Source organism: Devosia alba (assembly GCF_039938915.1).
Classification (GTDB): Bacteria; Pseudomonadota; Alphaproteobacteria; order Rhizobiales; family Devosiaceae; genus Devosia; species Devosia alba.
The window spans coordinates 1-18559 of the sequence record NZ_JBDUUI010000016.1 but is presented as its reverse complement, the minus strand read 5'-3'; the positions used below and the strand labels follow the sequence as shown (position 1 = coordinate 18559).

Genomic DNA, 18559 nt, shown 5'->3' with positions numbered 1-18559 from the left:
CAGCCACCTTGAAACATCCAAGCCTATAAATTCTGCCGATCAAGGCAATCGTCACCTCATCGTCATGAGCCGCAGGTAGAGACACAACCGACGACAGCGCGAAGCTTTCGTTCGAAAACAATTCTCTCGGAGATGACGATGTCCCGCCTTGCCCTTGCGCTGATGCTTTCGCTCTCGTTGCCAGCCGTTGCTTCGGCCGAAACGCTTAGGCTCTACACTTCGCAGCCCAACGAAGATGCCCAGAAGACGGTTGATGCGTTCCGGGCGGAAAACCCAAATATCACCGTGGAGTGGGTGCGCGATGGCACCACCCAGTTGATGACCCGCATGGCAGCCGAAATGGACGCCGGCGTCGCCCAGCCGGACGTGCTGCTGATTGCCGACACGGTGACGCTCGAGGGCATGGCGCAGGAAGGCAAGCTCGCCTCATATGTTTCACCCGAGGCCGAGAGCTATGACCCGGCTCTCTACAGCGCCGATGGCTACTACTACTCCACCAAGCTGATCACCACCGGCATCGTCTACAACACTGGAGCATCCGATGTGCCGACCTCCTGGGGTGATCTCGAAAAGCCCGAACACAAGGGTTTGATCGCTTCGCCCTCGCCGCTCTATTCTGGCGCCGCCCTTATCCATCTCGCCGCCCTCACCAATAATCCGGCGCTGGGCTGGGAGCACTACGAGGCACTGGCCGCCAACGAGACCGTCGCCCAGGGTGGTAATGGCGGCGTGTTCACAGCCGTTGCCGCGGGTGAGAAGCCCTATGGCGTTCTGGTTGACTACATGGCCCTGCGGGCCAAGGCCGAAGGTTCGCCCGTCGACTTCGTCTTCCCCTCCGAAGGCCTCACCTATGTAACCGAGCCGGTGGCGATCATGGAAGGCGCCGCCAATAAGGAAGCGGCCCAGAAATTCGTCGACTTCGTCCTCTCCGAAGAGGGCCAGCAGTTGGTCGTCGACATGGGTTACATCCCCGCCCGCAACGGCATGGAAAGCCCCGAAGGCTTCCCCGCCCGCGACAGCCTCAAGCTGATGGCATTCGACGCCGCCAAGGCGCTCGCCGATACCGAAGCGAACAAGGCCCGCTTCTCGGAAATCTTTGGCGTGCAATGATCGCCGCGTCCGCAAATAAGATCAGCCGGTCTCCGGACCGGCTGATCTCCCTATTGCTGCTGCCGGTCGCACTGATCGCCCTGGGCCCTATGCTGCGCCTACTGGGCGAGGGTTTTGGCATCGGCAGCGAGCTGACGCTTGTCCATGCCACCGAGGTCCTTGGGCGCCCCAGCACGCTGACCGCGTTGCAGCACTCGCTGATTACGGCTGGTGCCGGCACGCTGTTGTCGATCATCATCGCATCGGCCTTTGCTTTCATGGTGGCGCTCACCGACATCCGCGCCAAGGCGGCGCTCGTCTTCTGCCTCATGATCCCGATGATGATCCCGCCGCAGATCACCGCGCTGGCCTGGATGCAGGCCACCGGCCCCTCCTCGGTGCTGCTCAAGACCTTGGGAATTGCCCCGCCACTGGGCAGCCCTCAGCCCCTTCACTCAGCCTGGGGCATCTCGCTGCTTCTAGGCATCCAGCATGCCTCGATCATCTTCCTCATCCTGCGCGCCGGCCTGCGGATGATCCCCGGAGATCTGGTGGAAGCCGCGCGCATTTCCGGCGCACGAAGCTGGCGTGTCTGGGCGCAGATCGTGCTGCCGCTCAGTCTCCCGAGCCTTGCCGCGGGCGCGGCCATGACCTTTGTCACCGCTCTGGGCAATTTTGGCATTCCGGCCATGCTCGGCATTCCAGCCCGCTATTCCACATTGCCTACATTGATCTATCAGCGCTTGGTCGGCATGGGACAATCCGTGCTGGCGGAAGTCGCCGTGCTGGCGCTCTTGATCGGGGTGGTCGCCATTGCGGGTGTCCTTGCCGGTCGTCTGTTCCTGAGACGTCGCGCCTATGGCCTAGTCGGGCTGGCGTCCCAGCCGCTGGTTCTCTCGCTCGGACGCAAACGGCCACTGGTCGAGATCATCCTCTGGAGTTTCATTTTCCTGACCCTGGTGGTGCCGCTGCTGGCCCTTGTATCGACGTCGCTGATTCCTGCTTACGGTGTACCGCTGACTCCAGACACCGCAACCTTGAAGGCTTGGGTCGAAGTGCTGTTTAACCAGCCCGTCACGCGCCGCGCCTACGCCAATTCGCTGCTGCTCGCCACCTCCGCCGCAGTGATCCTGATGGCGGTCAGCGTTCCCCTGGCCTGGCTCATGAACCGCCGCCCCACAAGGCTGACCCGCGCTATCGATGCGCTGGTGGACCTGCCCTATGCATTGCCCGGCGTGGTGCTGGCGATCTCCTGCATCCTCGCCTTCATGCGCCTGCCGTTCGGCATCACCCTTTATGGCACGCTGACCATCATCCTGCTCGCTTACCTTTCCCGCTTCCTGGTCGTCATGCTTCGACCGGTCCAGGCAGCGATTGGCCAACTCGATCCGGCGATGGAGGAGGCTGCCGCCAGCTCCGGCGCGCGATTGGGCCGCCGTCTCTTCGACATCGTGTTGCCTCTCTCGGCACCGGCAGCGGCAGCAGGCGCCATCCTGGTCTTCCTGACCGCCGTGAACGAGCTGACCGTCTCGGCGCTACTCTGGACCGGCGGCACGGAAACCCTGGGCGTGGTCATCTTCAACCTTGAGGACAGCGGCGACACGGTGATGGCTTCGGCCCTCGCTACGTCCATCGTCGCGGTGGTGATCGCCCTGATGGCCATCGTCCAGCTCTCTGCCTCCCGCTTACCGAAAGGAACCGTGCCGTGGCAGGGTTGACCTTCTCAAGTGTTTCCAAGCTCTACGACGGCACTCCGGCCCTGGACGGCATCGACGCAGAAATCGCCAGAGGCGAGTTTGTGGCACTGCTCGGTCCGTCTGGATGCGGCAAGACGACCTTGTTGCGTCTGACTGCCGGCTTCGAATCCCCGGACAGGGGCCGTGTGACCCTTGGCGGGCGGGTGCTCGCGGACCGGAACACGTTGGTGCCGCCCGAAGAGCGCAATATCGGGATCGTCTTTCAGTCCTACGCCCTCTGGCCGCACAAAAGCGTGGCGGGCAACATTGCCTATCCACTCGAGGTGCGGGGCCTTGCCGCAGACGAGCGCAAGCGCCGGGTTGCCGAAGCGCTGGAACTGACAGGGCTCTCCACCTTCGCCGATCGAGCCCCTGCCCAGCTTTCGGGCGGGCAGAGGCAGCGGGTTGCACTGGCTCGGTGCCTGGTTGCCGATCCGCAGGCCGTGTTGCTGGACGAGCCGCTGGCCAATCTTGATCTTGCCCTGCGTGGCGCCATGCAGGAGGCCTTCGCGGCCTTCCACCGGCGCACCGGCGCCACCATGGTCTATGTCACTCACGACCAGACCGAGGCACTTGCCCTGGCCGACCGCGTGGCGGTCATGGAAAAGGGCCGCATTCGGCAGTTTGCGGCGCCCGAAGCCCTTTACGACCAGCCACAGGACTGCTTCGTCGCCAGCTTCGTTGGCGACGGTGCGGTGGTGAAAGTGGACCGCGCCGGGACGCCGGCGGCCGGGACGGTGGTCGTTCAGGCGCTTGGTCAGGAGATCGAAGCGCGCGGTCACGGCATGACCCCCACCCATATCTGCATTCGCCCCGAACAGGTGCGGCTCGATGCGGATGGTCCGATCACCGCGCGGGTCTCCACCTGCACTTACCAGGGCGGTCGCTTCCGGCTATCCCTTCAAGCTCAGGGGGCGACGTTGATCGCCCATACGCCCATGCGAGCCAGTATCGGCGAAGAACTACGGCTTTCCTTGCACAGCCCCTGGGCATTCTGCGACCCCGCCGGCCTGGCGGCGGCCAAGGGTGACGAGTATGCTTGATAAACCGGCGCCGAGCCCGGCCACGGAAACACGCGGCACCGCACCCTGGATTGAAGTCCTGTCCGGTCTTGGCGAGAAGGGGCCCGCCTGCATTCGGCTATGGACCGGTCGCCAACTCTGGCTGCTGGATGTGGGCTTCGGCCCCGAGCCGACATCGCCCTTCAAGGTCGAATGGCTCGATGGTGCAGATGCCGTGTTCATCACCCATGACCACATCGACCATATCGGCGGCGCAGAACACGTGATTGCAGGCCGGCTTCCGATCCACACCACGGCACAAACCGCGCGGGTCCTTCCAAACGGAGCAGATCTGCACCTCCTCCCGGAGCGGGGACAGGTGACAATCGATGGTGTCGTCGTAACCACGGGACGCAACGGACATGCTCTTGGCGGCGTGTGGCTGCATTTCGCCCTGGGCAGTGAAGCATTGTTCTATTCGGGCGACTGGTCCGAAGAATCCGAGTGGTTCGCCTTCGACATGCCTCCACCGGCAGGAACGGCCCTGATCGACGCGTCCTATCACCTGGACCCGGTGCCGCAATCGGCGCGCAAGGCGGCGCTCGATGCCTCACTTGACCGGCTCGATCCGGCCGTGCAGGTGCTGTTTCCAGTGCCGCCCTCCGGTCGGGCCGGTGAACTGGCGCTGCACCTGATGAGCCGGGGTACGGTTTCCCTGGACGACACCTGCCGCGCTGCACTGCTGGACGGACTGCAATCCGGTGGCGTTTCGCCAAGCGCGCACAAGATCGTTCCGCTTCTGGAAGAGCCGTTCGACCCATCGGCGCGCTTCCTGATCTGTGACACGCCCAATGCCGACGACGGCATGGCCTGGAAGACCGTCCAGGCTTGGCGCGACAGCGGCGCTCTTGGGCAAAGCGGCGTCGTGCTCTTTACTGGGCATATGACCGCTCACGCCCGTGACGTGGCTGCTCTAGGCGGCCTCTTCACGCGCTGGAACGTACACCCCCCGCTGAGAGACCAGAAACTGATGCTGGCGCGGCTCGGCGCGAAGTGTTTTGCGCCACTTTTCTGCCGCGAGCCGGCAGCCTACGGCGAACAGGCCGGTTTCCCAGCGATGCTCGCCGGGAGAACCCTGCTGTGATCCTGCCCCAGCGCGCCTTTGCGCTTATTCGCCACGGGGAAACGGACGCCAATCGCGACGGGATCATTGCGGGCCGCACGGAAGCGCAACTGACCGAATGTGGGCGCCGGGCCGCAAGAGCGCTGGCGGGCAAGTCCTTCGGCCAGCCAATCATGCTGTTCACGAGCCCACAGGCTCGCGCCCGGGCCACCGCATTGCTCGCCTTCCCTTCGTTGAGCGCCTATGTCGTGGACGATCTCCGCGAGCGCGACTGGGGCATCTACGAGGGCCGGCCCATTGCAGACCTGCCGCTACGGACCTCTACGCCTGAAGGTGGCGAGGCCTGGCAGGCGACCCTGACGCGCATGGCAGCGGCGATTGGCCAAGGCATGACCCTGGCAGGCGGGAATCTGCCCGTCATCGTGGCCCATTCCGGCGTTATCCGGGCCGCCCGTGCCCTTACGGGGTATGACGCAACGGGTCCGTCGGCGCCCAATACCACCCCACTGCTCTACACTCACGCCACTGGCCAGTGGCATGAACATCCGCTCGTTGCGGAAGGAACATTTTCATGAATTGCGTGATTTTCGACGTGGACGGAACGCTGGCCACGTTCGATGCTGATCGGCTCGGTCATCTGGTCCATGGCGTTGAAAAACACTGGGACGCCTTTCACGACGCCATGGCCGATGCCCTGCCGATCGTCCCCATCGTCCGGCTGCTGCGGCACCTCAAGGCTCAGGGCGAGCGGATCGTCATCTGTTCGGGCCGGCCGGTTGGCTGGCAGCAGCGTACGGAAGAGTGGTTGCATCAGGCTCAAATCCCGTTTGACGCGGTTTACCTGCGCCAAGGCGACGAAGACACGCTGGCTGATCCTGATGCCAAAGCCATGGCGCTGCAGCGTATCCGCAGAGACGGATATGAACCCTGGCTGGTTGTGGACGATCGCTCCTCGGTCGTCGCCTTCTGGCGCGAGGCCGGCCTGACCTGCCTTCAATGCGCCTCCGGGGACTTTTGAAGTCAGGACGCGGCAGTTGCGGCATTGACCCATAGGCAATCTCCTCAAGTTCCCCGAGACGCCCGCGCAGCGACGCCAGTCTCTCGGTCAGGTGCTCGATCCGGGGCGTAGCCGGGCCGGTCTCTTCTTCAAGCGCGGCAAGATAGCGCGCGATGCTCTCCTCAACATGGACCTTGCGTCGCCCCAGCTTGCCCTTGGTATAGTTCTTCTCGTGCGTGTTCACCGCGCGCAAGCGTGACCCGTCGATGGCCACCATGGGAGTACCACGTTTTGCGGCTTCTCCTGGACATGCACGGACCCGAAAACACTCAGCTTGTTCCGGCCAAGCACAAGGGTGGACTGCGCCCAACCCTTGTCGGTCATTCCGGCGGATGGCCGCTTTCAGATCGAGCATCCACCGTGACCATGGAGGTGCTTCTTGAAATGACCGAAGACGGCGGCGTCAAGGCGGCCGCCACCATCCGCGCTGCACGCAAACTGCTCGAAGGGGTGGTCTACCCGTGCTGAAACCGCGTCGCATCAGCCCAAGCGCAGTCCCGGCGCGAGGAAAACAAGCAGCGCAGTGCCCAATCCTGCCAGCCCTCCTGTTGCCACGCAAGGTCACACCTGGGCTGGTCGACCATGAGAAGGTGTGCTTTTGGTCGCTGGAAAGATGACAATCATTGACATATTAAATGGATATGCAATGACACTCTTGTTGGCTCGCGACGATCAGGATTGCGTGCCTTGAAAAGAGGACGTGATGTCACTTCAGCGCAATGAGGCATGCCAGGGGCATTCAGACGGCCTAGTGGGGAACTGCCATCCGTTTCTTGCGCCAGTGGGGTGCCGGCGATGACACTCCCGCAAGGGTTCTTGACAGGACTGTTTCGCCGCGGAAGCAAGTCGGGGCCGGCATCAGCGCAAAATCCGGCGATACACCAAATTGCTGGAAATTGGTCCCTCGAGCATGCCGATGCGAATTGTCGCTGTTCGCGTGGCGAATGGCTGGCGGCCCTGCGGGCAGGGGATGTCGGCCCATGCGTCTGTCCAGGCTGGCTGACGGTGACGCTCGAGGCCTATGAGCAAGACAATGGCAGCATTCATCGACAGATGGACGAGTAGTACCGGCGCGAGGGTGGCTAGAGCAACAGGGATATCCTCGTTGTGTAGCCGGTACCAATTGTGCGGTTACCGCATCGACTTGCGACACCCTGCCGCAAGTAAACATGACTTACAATATCAACTATTGGCGTTTAGGGTGCTCCGGTCTTTGCAAGGAATGCCCGATGGCTCCCTCCCTCCCCACCGCGTTGCGGCCCTACCAGCGGACGCAGATCTTTGATGCGCACTCAATCCCCACGGCATGGCGGAGCATGCATGAGACCAACAGCGGCGTTTGGGGCAAGATTTCCGTCATCGAAGGGCAGTTGACGCTGCGCTTCATCGAAGATGGCAGCGAAAAATTGCTCGTTCCCGAGCGGTTTGGCATCGTCTGTCCGCGCCAGGCGCACGAGCTCGAGCCCCTTGGCTCAGTGCGCTTTTACGTCGAGTTCTTTTCGGAAACCCCGACCGGACAGCCCCAGCAAATACCGCCCGGCGAGCCGATGGTTGCTGTCTCCGCTGCTGATCTCAGCAAGCCTATACATCCTGCGGTGCCGGGCAAGATTGCGCCGCCGGGTCTGGATGAAGCCGGCATCGCGCGGATTGTCGATGCGTTCTATGCCAAGGTCCGGGTCGATCCACTGATTGGACCAGTGTTCGACACCCATATCGCGGCCGCGAGTTGGCCAATTCATCTGGGCAAGATGTATGACTTTTGGTCTTCGCTGCTGCTCGGCTCGGGCCGCTATGACGGTCGGCCAATGCCCAAACATATGGCGAACTCCGAACTGAGCGATCCGCACTTTGTGCGTTGGCTGGCGCTGTTCCGGCAGACGGTGGAGGAGTTGTGCCTGCCTCCCACGGCGGCGCTGTTTATCGACCGGTCGGAACGCATCGCCCAGAGTTTCCGGCTTGGTCTCGCCTTCCACCGCGGCGAGGACAGCGCTGGTATCGTGCCGCTGCGCGCCGGCGTCATAGCGGCTGACTAGAGCAATACGTCGACCCGTCCCTTTCACAACGCCTGCCCTGGAGATCCAAATGTTGAACCGTCGTACCTTCCTTACCGGAACCGCCATTGCCACAGGCTCGGCGCTGTTCGCGCCGGCTTTGCTGCGCGCCCAGGAGCCGCTCGTGTTCTGGGGGCCGGGAGCTACGCCCTCAATTGTCGTCGCCCAGGCTATAGCCAGTGGCGATCTCGATGGCGTTGCCCCCGGCGCGACGTTCCAGGCGTGGAAGACGCCCGACGAGTTGCGTGCCGGCCTTAGCTCCGGCTCCATGCCCGCCAGCGTGGTCCCGAGTTATGTCGCCGCCAATTTCTACAACCGCGGCTTGGGCGTGCGGCTGCTCAACATCAATACTAATGGGCTGCTCTATGTGTTGGCCAGTGGCGGATCCATTGCCGACATCGCCGGCCTGAAGGGTAGGAGGGTCGGGGTACCGTTCAAGAACGACATGCCCGACTACGTGCTGGCGCGCCTGCTGGAGAAGGCGGGGCTAATAGCGGGCACTGATCTGACGCTGGAATATACCGCCACACCGGCCGAGGCGGTGCAGATGCTGCTGGCGGAGCGGCTTGACGCGGTGCTGACCACCGAGCCGGCCGCAACGGCCGCCCTGGCGCGTTCTGCCGAAGCCGGCAAGCCACTGCATCGGGTCATCGATATCTCGCAGGCGTGGACGGCAGTAACCGGCAAGGCGGTGATTCCGCAGGCCGGACTGGCATTGACTGACGCTCTGGTTGAGCGTCTCGGTCCCGATGGTATCGAGGTGTTGCAGGCAGCCATGGAAAAGGCCGTTGACACCGTGCTGGCTGATCCGGAAGGCGCCGCCTCGCTGGTGACCGAAACCTTCGGCCTGCCAGCTGCAGTGATTGCCCGGGCGCTGCCCTTCAGCAATCTCACCGCCGGGCGGGCCAGCCTGATCAAGCCCGATCTGGTCGAATTCTTCGAGGTGCTGGCGGCGGTTAATCCGGCAATCCTGGGCGGCAAGCTGCCCGACGATGCTTTCTATGCTCTCTGACAGCACGGCGCCGGCGAGGCCTTGGACCGATGCACCGCGTCCGATGCCCATGGCGGCGGGCGGGCTGAATCTGCTGGGACGGGCCGGCGCTTGGCTGGGGCGCTATATCTGGTCGGGCTGGGCCGGGCTGGCGGGGCTGTTCTGCCTCGTTGCAGCCTGGCAGCTCGGCCATGAGCTCTATGGCTCGTTCATCCTGCCGGCGCCGGGCGAAACCTTTGCCAAGGTGCAGCAGATCCTGCTGTCGCCGGGATTTCCGGCCATAGCGGGGGTGACTGCCGAGCGCGCCCTGACCGGCTTCGCGCTGGCGGCCGGGATCGGGACGATTGCGGGGGCAGCGGCCGGCTACTCCTTTGCCACCATGCGTATCCTCAAGCCCATCGTCACAGTGATTCTGGGCGTCCCGCCCATCGCCTGGATCGTGCTGGCGCTGATCTGGTTTGGTTCGGGCAATGGCTCGGCGGTGATGACCGTGGTGCTGGCCGGCGTGCCGATCTCCTTTGCGGGCGCGCTGGAGGGCGTCGCCACCAGGGATCGCTCGCTCGACGCCATGGCGCGGACCTTTGGCGTCTCTGCGGTCACGCGCTTTCGCACCGTCACGCTGCCGCACCTGCTCTCTTACATGTTTGCGGCCTGGACCACGACCATCGGATCGGCCTGGAAGGTGACGGTGATGGCGGAGCTGCTGTCCAATACCGGCGGCGTCGGCGGGGAACTGGCCACGGCGCGCGCCCTATTTGACATTCCCGCCGTAACGGCGTGGATCGTCGTTACCGTCATTTTTGCGCTGATTTCCGATTTCGGCATCCTGCATCCCATCCGCGAGGCCGTGGAGCGTTGGCGCAGCGCCAGCTTGCCCTGGGGTGTCAAACGATGAAGCTGGCACTGCATGGCGTGGGCCACTCGTTTCTCGGGCGCAGCGTGTTCGAGGGTTTCCAACTGACGCTGGGGGAGGGAGAAGTCGTGGCTCTGCTGGGCCCCTCGGGCTGCGGCAAGACCACAATCCTGCAGATCGCCGCCGGGTTGATCGAGCCGCTGCGCGGTCGTGTGGAGCGTGCCTATCGTCGCCACGCCGTGGTGTTTCAGGAGCCGCGCCTGCTGCCCTGGCAAACCACCTTGGCCAATATCGGTTATGGGCTGGCAGCATCGGGCATGAGCCGGTCGTTGCGGGACGCGCAGGCCGCGGCCCGGGCCCGCGATGTCGGGCTGTTGCCGGAAGATTTCGACAAGTATCCCGCCGAACTGTCTGGCGGCATGCGCCAGCGCGCCGCCGTGGCCCGGGCGCTGGCTGTCGATCCGGATGTGGTATTGTTTGACGAGCCTTTCACCGCCGTCGATGTCGGGCTAAAGCGGGCGCTGCAGGATCTGGTGATCGCCGCAGCTGAAACGCGCAGCTTTTCGGCCATTTTCGTCACCCACGATTTGAGCGAGGCCGTGCGGGTCGCGGACCGGCTGATCCTGCTGTCAGGCGAGGACGGCCGCGTGCTTGACAGCCGTCAGGTGGCCGGGCAACGCGGCCGGCGCAGCGATCGTGAGATCTTCGATATGGTGGATTCCTGGTCGCGCGAGCCTGAATTTGCCGAATTGTTCGATCCGAGGCGGCAATCGTGACCCGGAGAACGCTACTGCCACCGATCATGCTCGACGAGGGCTTTCGCCTGCTGTTTCCTGCCGCCGCTATTCATGGCGCGCTGTGGCCGCTGCTATGGACCATGCTTTACGGGCTCGACCTGCCGCTGGCGCATGCCATCCCGGTGAGCCAGTGGCATGCCCATGAGATGATATTTGGCACCTATGGCATGGCGTTGGCGGGGTTTTTGACCACGACCCTGCCGGAATGGACCGATACGCCGCGCCGGCGCGACCGCGATCTGTTGTGGTTGCTCGGCCTGTGGCTGCCCGGGCGTATCGCGGGACTCTTTGGCGCTGATCTGCTGGCGGGGCTGACCGGAGTGACGGATGCTTTCTTCCTGCTATTGCTGACGTGGTTCATCAGCAAGCCCTTGCTTGACCGGCGCAGCACCAAGCACTTGTCCTTTCCGGTCTGGTGCGGCCTGTTTGCCGGCCTGGAGATCGCCATTCGGCTGGCCTGGCTAACCGGCGCCCACCAACTTTCAGGGCGCCTGCTCGAGGCCGCGCTTGCGGTTTTCCTGGTGTTCCTTTCGCTCTCGGTGGCTCGGATCAATGTCGTGGTGATCAATCTGGCGCTCGATCCGAGCGGCGAGACGACCCCCTACCGCCCCCATCCGGGGCGACAGAATTTAGCGGCCGGCCTCGTCGCGCTTTATGTCGTCGCCCTGCTATTGCTGCCCGACTCACTGGCGCCGGCCTTTCTGGCTCTGGCGGCCGGTGCCGCGTTCTTTGATCGGCTGGCCGAGTGGTTTATCGGCCGCGCTGTGCTCAAGGCCGAAGTGTTGGGGCTGGCCGGCGCCAATCTGATGGCCGGGCTGGGTTTTCTGGTGGTCGGCCTGGCCGGTCTTGGCGCACCCGTCGCCGCCCATACCGGCCTGCACCTGCTCTCTATGGGTTCGCTGGGATTGGCGGTGATCTCGGTCTTCATCATTGCCGGGCTGCGCCACACCGGCCGCGACCTGGTTCTACCGCGTCAGGGGCATTGGGCACTGGCGCTGATGCTGCTGGCAGCCCTGGTGCGCACGCTGCCTGAACTTGGCATAGGCGAGCGCCTTCTCGGCCTGCACTACGCACTGGCCGCCTTGTTATGGGCTGCAGCCTTTGGCGTCTGGCTCCACGCCTTCCTGCCCTATTTCAAGGCTCCGGCGCTGGTGAGCCCGTCGACGGACTAGGCGCGGTGAAACTCGACGTAAAACCGCACCGCTCCCGCCGGCTCGACTTCATGCAAAGCCTGCGGAAAAATCACCTGGTGCACGCCGACTGGCAGCACGCTTTCCGTTCCGGTTTCGAGATCGCGAAAGCGCAACTGCCCCTGCTGCACATGGATTTGGGCCCAGACCTCGGTCTTGGTTGAATGCGCTTTGAGCAGGCCCGCGGGGATGGTGGTTTCGGTGAAATCGGGCGTGCGCTTGTATGGCGTGATCCCTGCGGGCCAGTGACGCTCGGCCGCCACGTCACTGGGCCCAGTCATAGAGATGGACCAGCTTGGGATCGTCATGATGCTCGATCAACATGCGCTGGACGCGCTCCTGCCACAGCCGGGCGAAGTGGGCCTGCTCGTCCGGTGTGGCCGTACCAGCGACGGCTTTGGGCATCAGGTTCGCCATGGCCGGATCGTGTGGGACGCAATCGGTATTGATGTCGACCACCACGCCCTTGCCGGTGTCACGCCGCCGCAAAGCCAGCCTGCCATCGATCTCGGCATTAAAGGAGAGCTGGCTCATCCGGGCAAAGCGGTGCGTCGGACCGATGCCCTGAAAGCCGGTTTCGGCGGCGGCACCGGTGAGCAGCGTCGCGATTGAGGCCAGCACGCCGGTGGTGGCATAGTCGCGCGCATCGCGCATGGCCACTTCAATGTTGCCGCGCTCGGGCAACTCGTCGTCGTAGAGGTAGCTCAGTCCGTTGGCGACCATCAGCCAGGCGCTGGCCACGGCAGGGCAGGAATGTCCCGCCAGCCGCACGGCATCGGCATAGCGATACTCGATGGTGCCATCACTGGTCGCCCCGAGAAAGGCCGCGAGGGGTTCACGCAACCGCACCGCGGGCGCTTCGTCAAAGAAAGCAGGAAAAGTCATGATCGTCCTCGGCAATGAAATTTGGCCACCGGATGACACCGATGGCCGGGGCATCAGAATGTGGGGTTGAGGATGGACTCGACGTCTGCATCTGTCAGAGCATAGTCGTAGAAGCGCAGATAGTAGGCCTTGAGGTCGGCGGCAAAATTGTAATCGGCATACAGTTCAGGATGCATTTTCTGCGCTGACCACTTCAGCATCATCGGCACGTCCCCATTGGGCACATACCACTGGAACACACCTTCTGGGATCTTGTATACGCGATGGTTCTTGACGGCGCTGACATGGCTCCAGTCCTGCCCAGGTATGCGGTTCTCATAGAGGTCCTCAGGCAGGGTGGGAGAGAGGTTGGTGATGAAGATCACCTCCGGATCAAGCGCATAAACCTGTTCCATGCTGATATCGGAGAAGGACGGGAAACGTTCGCCAGCCAGATTGGTCCCACCCGCCTCGGTGACCCAGAAATCCCCGAAGTGGCCGGGCCCGTTGATCTTGAGCTCGCCTTCATGTAGCCGCGCAAAGAACAGGGCGCCGGGTCGATCCGCCGCGTCCAGCCCGCCCATGATGGCGCGGGTATTTGCCAGCGTCTGGTTGGCATAGTCGATCAACTCGCCAGTCCGGGTGGTCTCGCCGGTTACGGCGCCGATGATGTCCATCCAGTTGGCAAAGGTCTGGATGGTGTTGCCCTTGCCTTTGGAGAGCACGTCGAGCACCAGCGTCGGCACGCCCGTCCGTTCCGCAACCTCTATGGAAGCGTTGCCCTCATGTGTCACGTAGACGTCGGGATTGAACTTGAGCAATTCCTCAGCGTTGAGCACGCCGCCCTCGATGTGATTGGTGGGCAGCTCAAGCACTCCCGGCGCGATCTTGCCAAACACTGAGCGCTCAGCGGCGTGATGGGAGTCCGAACTGATGGCCACCAGGTGATCCAGCGAGCCGGTGGCGATGAAGAACGCCGAGGGGAATGGGAAGAATCCGGCGACGATGCGTTCAGTATTGATCGGTAGCTCGATCTCCCGGTCCATGCCATCGGTGATAATATGGGTATCCTGCGCCTGGGCAGCGGTGACGGGGACGAAAAGGGCGGCGAGGCAAAGCATGCGCAACATGGCGGTATGGGTCATTGGAGGTTCTTAGAATTGTGGGTTGAGAATGAGCTGAACGTCGGTGTCACTAAGGTCGTAGCCATAGAAGTGGCCGTAGTAGGTCTTGATTTCGTCCTCGATGCGAAAGTGCGAAAACAGCTCAGGCTGGTTTTTCTGGGCCATCCATTTGAGCATTAGCGGCGCGTCGGCGCTGGGCGGATACCACTGGAAAATGCCCTCCGGAATCTTGTAGACACGCTGGTTCTGCACCGCCCTGACGTGGCTCCAGTCCTGCCCCGGAATGCGGTTCTCGTAGAGATCTTCCGGCTGGGTAGCGGAGAAATTGGAGATGAACATAACCTCCGGATCGAGCTTGTAGATCTGTTCCATGTCGATGTCGGCTAGCGGTGTGAACTCAGGCGGCGCCAGATTGACGGCACCTGACTCGGTGAGCCAGAAATTCCCGAAATGACCGGCGCCGTTGACCTTGAGCGATTTTTCTTCAAGCCGTGCGAAGAACAGGGCGCCAGGCTTCTGGGCATCGCTCAGGCTGGCCAGGCGGGAGCGCGTATCATCGAGCGTCCCCTGGCCATAGGCGATGATCTCCTGGGTGCGCGCCTCCTGCCCGGCCACCTGACCGAGCAATTGCATCCAGCCACTGTAGGTCTGAATGACATTGCCGCCGGAATTGGACAGCACATCCATCGCCAGAACCGGAATCCCGGTGCGCGCGACATCGGCAATGGCGGGCATGGTTTCATAAGAAACGAACACATCAGGCGCCAGCCGCAGCAGTTCTTCGACATTGACGGAATTGCCCTGCGTGAAGCCAGTTTCAGCGTTGTGCAATGCCGGGGCTATGCGGCCCAGCAAAGCCCGTTCGGCCATGCGCATGGAGTCCGGATGCATGCCGGCGATGGCGTCGGCCGAACCAGTGGAGATGAACCATGCAGAGGGGAAAGGCAGGAACTCGGTCACGATGCGATCGACCTTGATCGGCAACTTGACTTCGCGACCCATGCGGTCGGTGACCTTGTGAGTGTCCTGCGCCAGGGTTGGCGCGGTCGCGAGGGCGGTGCTGATGAGCAGGGCGGTGAACAGCGATGGCTTGAACATGGTTCAGCTCTCCGGTTGAGAAGGGGCAGGGGGCCGGTCGAGCGACACTGGATAGATGGCACGCATGGCGCGACCTTCGGCGACAATGGTGTCGATGCGCGCATTAACGCCGAAGCACGCGCGGATAGAGTCTTCAGTCAGCACTGTGTTCGTGGGGCCGAAGCGATGGGTGCCATCGCCGCCCAGCATCAGCACGGAATCGGCAATGCGTAGTGCGTGGTTGGGAAAATGCGTATTCATCACGCAGGTCAGGCGATCCTCGCGGGCGAGACGCTCGATGATATCGAGGATGATCAGCTGCTTTTTGAAATCGAGATGCGATTCTGGCTCATCGAGAAACAGGATCGATGGTTCGCCGATCAGCGCACGGGCGATGAACACCAACTGCAGTTCACCCCCGCTGATGGCGTTGCAATAGGCCGTCTCCAGATGGCCGATTTCGAGGCGCTCCAGCACCCGGCGGGCCAGGGCGCGATCCTTGGCGCCGGGTCGGGAAAAGGTGCCCAGATGCGCCGCGCGACCGAGCAGCACCATGTCCAGAACCGAATAGGCAAAGGCATTGGCGCGCGCCTGCGGCACATAGCCGATATGGCGCCACAAGGCCCGTTCGCCATAGGCGGCCAGCGGCTTGTCATTGATACGGGTTTCGCCCTGCTGCCAGGCCATCATGCCCGTAATGGTGTTGAGCAGCGTCGTCTTGCCCGAGCCATTGGGACCGAGCACCGCCATGATGTCACCGGGAGAGAGGGCGAAATCGAGACCCGAAAACAGCGGCTGTCCTGGCCTGTAGCCATAGCTGGCATTGCGGATGGTGAGGCTCATGACCAGCCTCCCTTGCTGCGCTTCAGCAGGTAGGCAAAGAACGGTGCGCCCACCAGCGCCGTCAGGATAGACAGCGGGATTTCGGCGCTGGTGGCAGTGCGTGCGACCGTATCGATGACCAGCAAGTAGATGGCGCCCATCGAAATCGATGCGGGGATCAAGGCTGAGTGGTTAGAGCCCACCAGCATGCGCGCGACATGGGGAATGACCAAGCCTACCCAGCCAATAATGCCAGCCAGCGACACGGTGGTCGCGGTGACGAGAGTGGCAGCGATAATGACGACCCAGCGGATTTTCTTCACATCGGTGCCGAGCGAACGGGCCTCAATCTCCGACAGCGACATGACATTGAGCCGCCAGCGCACTGCCCACAATACGGCAATACCGATGCCGATCAGGGGCACGCCCCAGGCCAGCATCTCATAGGATGCGGAGGTGAGGCTGCCCATCAGCCAATAGACAATGGTGGGTAGAGTATCGGTGGGGTCGGCGACATATTTGAGCAGCGCCAGCAGCGCCTCGAACATGGCGGCGGTAATAACGCCGGCCAGGATCAGCATAAAGAGCGACGAACTGCCGCCGCGCCGCGAAATCCACAGCGCCAACACCATGGCCACAATGCCGAAGACCAGCGCCCCGGCGGGCACAAATGCCATATGGCGGAAGATCAGGATGGTGAGGGCCGCCCCAAAGCCCGCGCCCGAGGATACTCCTAGAATATGCGGGCTGACCAATGGATTGCCGAACAGGCCCTGAAAGGCGGCGCCTGACACAGCGAGGCCCGCGCCGATAAAAAGCGCCATCAGCACCCTCGGCAGGCGAATGTTGAGCACGACGGTCTCTTCCACCGCCTCCCAATTGGGCTCGATCGGCAACACGTGGCTGAACAGGATGGACAGGGTATTGCCGGGACTGACGATATAGCGTCCTAGGCACAGAGCCAGCACGGCGAGCAATAGTGGCAGGATAATGAGAATGGCAGTGAGGACGCTGGTACGGGTAGCAGTGCGCGCATGCAGGCTCGCCCGTTTCGCTGGCGCGAAATCGGTCATGGAAGGCCTTTGATCAATAATGGTACGATGCTGTTACATCCGGTCTGTGACGGACATCCGGAGCACAGATCACATGGGTGTGATCAGCTATACAGCAAATACATGTATTTAATAGTCATGTTTTAGCGTCAAGCGAAAATGTCGCACTCACCATCTTCAGTCGGCTGGGCGCTGAACTCCGAAGTGGACGGGATTGCTGGCCAAATCCTGAAGGGTATGCCGATCCATCTCCGTCATGAAGGCGTGCAGCGCGCCACCCAGAATGCCGCGCAGATGACATTCCGGTGAGAGGCAGCAAGTTTGCTCTTCCCGACCAAAGCACTCCAGCATGGCGAAGTCGGGCTCGGTTGCCCGTACCACATGCCCCAACACGATCTCCTGCGCCGGCTTGCCCAGCGTCAGTCCCCCTGAGCGGCCGCGCACCGCCTTGAGGAAGCCTTCGCGCGCCAGCAGGTTGGCTACCTTCATCAGATGGCTGCGCGAAATCCCGTAGGCGGCGGCGGTTTCTTCAATCGTCACCAGCCGATCGGCATGCATTGCCGCATAGATCAGCAGGCGCAGGGCGTAATCGGTAAATTGAGTGAGTCGCATGGTCGTCCTGTAAGCCAGCGGATCGGCCACTTCAAGCCAGTGCAGGTTTGCCCAGAACGGCTGCAAGTTCAACTCTTACGCCTGTATTATAAGGTTAAACAGCGCGCAATTGGCCCTGCTGGAGTTCGAGCACCCGGTCGCACAGTGTGCCAAGCATCTTGCGGTCATGGCTGATCAGTAGGATGGCAGTGCCTGCCGCGGCGGCTTCAACGAGCATGTCGAGGACCTGTCGCTTGGCCAGGGTATCGAGAGCACTGGCCGGCTCGTCCGCAAGTAGCAGGCGGGGGCTGGCAATCAGGGCACGGCCTACAGAAACGCGCTGACACTGTCCCGACGATAAGTCAGCCGGCAGGCTGCACGGGTCAACATCGGCCAGCCCGAGTTGCGCCAGCGCCTGCCGGGCCGGTTTTAGGTGCTCCGCCTGCGCCAGCCTGGGTCGGCGGGGGGCGGTCAGTGGCTGACCAGGCTGCGCCAGATGAGCCAGCGCGGGTCGAGGCTCGCAACAGGATACTGAAACACCGGCATGGTCGCGCCGCCCTAATTGCTGCCAACGGTGCCGACAACTGTGCCTGAGCTTGTCGGCTCGAGCCCCGCAATAATGCGCAGAAGGGTTGATTTTCCGCGGCCAGAGGGTCCGGTAATACCGACCACCTCTCCAGCATGGAGTACCAGATCCACACAATCCAGGATGGTCCTGTGGTGTTTGCCATGGCCAAAGGACTTGCCAAGGCCCGTCAGCAATCGGGTGGGTCTTCCTAGCCCGGCTTGCCAAGTGACGGCCGGGTGCCTGCCACCGCGACAGCATCTGCGGCTGCACGTTGCGTGGCGTCGACTGCGGCGCGGGTTATCGCAGAACCGGCAACCAACTCGCGCCCACGGCAAGCTGCGCCTCGGTATGGCCGCGATCAGCCTGCCACGTGGCGATGGCGCCTGGCAGCCACGTCAGCAGGCTTTCGGTGAATGGCAGGCCAAGCGGCTGTCCGCTGCGGCCGATTGACGAGTATCAGAGCGCAGCGCTGTTATGATAGGCACAGTCTACAACACGATGAGGCAGTGATTTTGGCCGGAATTGACCCGAGTCTGGTGCGCACCTTGCCCCTGTTCAGCAAGCTCAGTGCTG

Annotated in this window: 21 protein-coding genes and 1 pseudogene; 12 read left to right on the top strand and 10 right to left on the bottom strand. The window is 62.7% G+C overall.

All coding sequences use genetic code 11. The features are described 5' to 3' along the window. Positions 1-138: 138 nt before the first annotated feature. From ABFY71_RS16950 to ABFY71_RS16895, 12 genes are all read left to right on the top strand, one after another. The gene (locus ABFY71_RS16950; protein ID WP_347947102.1) at positions 139-1110 is read left to right on the top strand and encodes an ABC transporter substrate-binding protein; all 972 of its coding nucleotides are present in this window, start codon (positions 139-141) and stop codon (positions 1108-1110) included. After that, entirely contained in the window at positions 1107-2807 is a 1701-nt protein-coding gene (locus tag ABFY71_RS16945) for an ABC transporter permease (protein ID WP_347947101.1), read from the top strand. Before ABFY71_RS16950 ends, ABFY71_RS16945 begins: the two co-directional genes overlap by 4 nt. Continuing rightward, the gene (locus tag ABFY71_RS16940; RefSeq protein ID WP_305578950.1) at positions 2795-3868 is read left to right on the top strand and encodes an ABC transporter ATP-binding protein; all 1074 of its coding nucleotides are present in this window, start codon (positions 2795-2797) and stop codon (positions 3866-3868) included. Before ABFY71_RS16945 ends, ABFY71_RS16940 begins: the two co-directional genes overlap by 13 nt. After that, positions 3861-4970 carry an MBL fold metallo-hydrolase gene (locus ABFY71_RS16935; protein WP_305578952.1) on the top strand — a complete coding sequence of 370 codons (1110 nt, stop codon included), beginning with the start codon at positions 3861-3863 and terminating at the stop codon, positions 4968-4970. Before ABFY71_RS16940 ends, ABFY71_RS16935 begins: the two co-directional genes overlap by 8 nt. Next, positions 4967-5524 carry a histidine phosphatase family protein gene (locus ABFY71_RS16930; protein ID WP_305578954.1) on the top strand — a complete coding sequence of 186 codons (558 nt, stop codon included), beginning with the start codon at positions 4967-4969 and terminating at the stop codon, positions 5522-5524. The genes ABFY71_RS16935 and ABFY71_RS16930 overlap by 4 nt, the downstream gene beginning before the upstream one ends. Then, positions 5521-5967 carry a phosphatase domain-containing protein gene (locus ABFY71_RS16925; RefSeq protein WP_305578956.1) on the top strand — a complete coding sequence of 149 codons (447 nt, stop codon included), beginning with the start codon at positions 5521-5523 and terminating at the stop codon, positions 5965-5967. The genes ABFY71_RS16930 and ABFY71_RS16925 overlap by 4 nt, the downstream gene beginning before the upstream one ends. Before the next feature lie 270 nt (positions 5968-6237). After that, positions 6238-6474, top strand: a complete 237-nt coding sequence (locus tag ABFY71_RS16920) for a hypothetical protein (RefSeq protein ID WP_347947100.1) — start codon at positions 6238-6240, stop codon at positions 6472-6474. A gap of 761 nt (positions 6475-7235) precedes the next feature. Further along, positions 7236-8039, top strand: coding sequence for a TehB-like domain-containing protein (locus ABFY71_RS16915; RefSeq protein ID WP_305578958.1), 804 nt, complete (start codon positions 7236-7238; stop codon positions 8037-8039). 49 nt (positions 8040-8088) lie between these two features. Next, a complete protein-coding gene (locus ABFY71_RS16910) occupies positions 8089-9069 on the top strand; it encodes an ABC transporter substrate-binding protein (protein WP_347947099.1) in 981 nt (326 codons plus the stop codon). Beyond that, the gene (locus ABFY71_RS16905) at positions 9059-9943 is read left to right on the top strand and encodes an ABC transporter permease (RefSeq protein WP_347947098.1); all 885 of its coding nucleotides are present in this window, start codon (positions 9059-9061) and stop codon (positions 9941-9943) included. The genes ABFY71_RS16910 and ABFY71_RS16905 overlap by 11 nt, the downstream gene beginning before the upstream one ends. Continuing rightward, complete coding sequence (locus tag ABFY71_RS16900) at positions 9940-10677, top strand: ABC transporter ATP-binding protein (RefSeq protein WP_305578964.1); 738 nt, start codon at positions 9940-9942, stop codon at positions 10675-10677. The genes ABFY71_RS16905 and ABFY71_RS16900 overlap by 4 nt, the downstream gene beginning before the upstream one ends. Further along, on the top strand, positions 10674-11870 hold the full coding sequence (locus tag ABFY71_RS16895; RefSeq protein WP_347947097.1) for an NnrS family protein: 1197 nt from the start codon (positions 10674-10676) through the stop codon (positions 11868-11870). Before ABFY71_RS16900 ends, ABFY71_RS16895 begins: the two co-directional genes overlap by 4 nt. On the opposite strand, the gene ABFY71_RS16890 is transcribed toward ABFY71_RS16895, so the two are convergent. The 10 genes and pseudogenes from ABFY71_RS16890 to ABFY71_RS16845 form a co-directional block, all read right to left on the bottom strand. Further along, positions 11867-12169, bottom strand: a complete 303-nt coding sequence (locus ABFY71_RS16890) for a TehB family protein (RefSeq protein ID WP_347947096.1) — start codon at positions 12167-12169, stop codon at positions 11867-11869. The two genes, ABFY71_RS16895 and ABFY71_RS16890, sit on opposite strands and share 4 nt — an antisense overlap. Beyond that, complete coding sequence (locus ABFY71_RS16885; RefSeq protein WP_347947095.1) at positions 12153-12773, bottom strand: FmdE family protein; 621 nt, start codon at positions 12771-12773, stop codon at positions 12153-12155. Before ABFY71_RS16885 ends, ABFY71_RS16890 begins: the two co-directional genes overlap by 17 nt. A 53-nt stretch (positions 12774-12826) precedes the next feature. Beyond that, complete coding sequence (locus ABFY71_RS16880; protein ID WP_347947094.1) at positions 12827-13897, bottom strand: ABC transporter substrate-binding protein; 1071 nt, start codon at positions 13895-13897, stop codon at positions 12827-12829. 9 nt (positions 13898-13906) lie between these two features. Next, a complete protein-coding gene (locus tag ABFY71_RS16875; RefSeq protein WP_347947093.1) occupies positions 13907-14974 on the bottom strand; it encodes an ABC transporter substrate-binding protein in 1068 nt (355 codons plus the stop codon). A gap of 3 nt (positions 14975-14977) precedes the next feature. After that, complete coding sequence (locus tag ABFY71_RS16870) at positions 14978-15796, bottom strand: ABC transporter ATP-binding protein (protein WP_347947092.1); 819 nt, start codon at positions 15794-15796, stop codon at positions 14978-14980. Continuing rightward, a complete protein-coding gene (locus ABFY71_RS16865; RefSeq protein ID WP_305578978.1) occupies positions 15793-16848 on the bottom strand; it encodes a FecCD family ABC transporter permease in 1056 nt (351 codons plus the stop codon). Before ABFY71_RS16865 ends, ABFY71_RS16870 begins: the two co-directional genes overlap by 4 nt. A 156-nt stretch (positions 16849-17004) precedes the next feature. Then, positions 17005-17439 (bottom strand): Rrf2 family transcriptional regulator, encoded by a 435-nt coding sequence (locus ABFY71_RS16860; RefSeq protein WP_347947118.1) that lies wholly within the window; start codon positions 17437-17439, stop codon positions 17005-17007. A gap of 94 nt (positions 17440-17533) precedes the next feature. After that, the gene (locus tag ABFY71_RS16855) at positions 17534-17656 is read right to left on the bottom strand and encodes a hypothetical protein (protein ID WP_347947120.1); all 123 of its coding nucleotides are present in this window, start codon (positions 17654-17656) and stop codon (positions 17534-17536) included. Between the two features lie 51 nt (positions 17657-17707). Then, positions 17708-17869 (bottom strand): annotated as a pseudogene (locus ABFY71_RS16850) (ATP-binding cassette domain-containing protein); the annotation flags it as partial. Between the two features lie 107 nt (positions 17870-17976). After that, positions 17977-18117, bottom strand: a complete 141-nt coding sequence (locus ABFY71_RS16845; RefSeq protein ID WP_371136149.1) for an ATP-binding cassette domain-containing protein — start codon at positions 18115-18117, stop codon at positions 17977-17979. Between the last annotated feature and the right edge of the window lie 442 nt (positions 18118-18559).

Coding starts and splice junctions, on each gene's coding strand:
- ABFY71_RS16950 (WP_347947102.1), top strand. CDS start 139: ATGTCCCGCCTTGCCCTTGCGCTGATGCTTTCGCTCTCGTTGCCAGCC.
- ABFY71_RS16945 (WP_347947101.1), top strand. CDS start 1,107: ATGATCGCCGCGTCCGCAAATAAGATCAGCCGGTCTCCGGACCGGCTG.
- ABFY71_RS16935 (WP_305578952.1), top strand. CDS start 3,861: ATGCTTGATAAACCGGCGCCGAGCCCGGCCACGGAAACACGCGGCACC.
- ABFY71_RS16925 (WP_305578956.1), top strand. CDS start 5,521: ATGAATTGCGTGATTTTCGACGTGGACGGAACGCTGGCCACGTTCGAT.
- ABFY71_RS16915 (WP_305578958.1), top strand. CDS start 7,236: ATGGCTCCCTCCCTCCCCACCGCGTTGCGGCCCTACCAGCGGACGCAG.
- ABFY71_RS16910 (WP_347947099.1), top strand. CDS start 8,089: ATGTTGAACCGTCGTACCTTCCTTACCGGAACCGCCATTGCCACAGGC.
- ABFY71_RS16905 (WP_347947098.1), top strand. CDS start 9,059: ATGCTCTCTGACAGCACGGCGCCGGCGAGGCCTTGGACCGATGCACCG.
- ABFY71_RS16900 (WP_305578964.1), top strand. CDS start 9,940: ATGAAGCTGGCACTGCATGGCGTGGGCCACTCGTTTCTCGGGCGCAGC.
- ABFY71_RS16890 (WP_347947096.1), bottom strand. CDS start 12,169: ATGACTGGGCCCAGTGACGTGGCGGCCGAGCGTCACTGGCCCGCAGGG.
- ABFY71_RS16885 (WP_347947095.1), bottom strand. CDS start 12,773: ATGACTTTTCCTGCTTTCTTTGACGAAGCGCCCGCGGTGCGGTTGCGT.
- ABFY71_RS16880 (WP_347947094.1), bottom strand. CDS start 13,897: ATGACCCATACCGCCATGTTGCGCATGCTTTGCCTCGCCGCCCTTTTC.
- ABFY71_RS16875 (WP_347947093.1), bottom strand. CDS start 14,974: ATGTTCAAGCCATCGCTGTTCACCGCCCTGCTCATCAGCACCGCCCTC.
- ABFY71_RS16870 (WP_347947092.1), bottom strand. CDS start 15,796: ATGAGCCTCACCATCCGCAATGCCAGCTATGGCTACAGGCCAGGACAG.
- ABFY71_RS16865 (WP_305578978.1), bottom strand. CDS start 16,848: ATGACCGATTTCGCGCCAGCGAAACGGGCGAGCCTGCATGCGCGCACT.
- ABFY71_RS16860 (WP_347947118.1), bottom strand. CDS start 17,439: ATGCGACTCACTCAATTTACCGATTACGCCCTGCGCCTGCTGATCTAT.
- ABFY71_RS16855 (WP_347947120.1), bottom strand. CDS start 17,656: ATGCTCGTTGAAGCCGCCGCGGCAGGCACTGCCATCCTACTGATCAGC.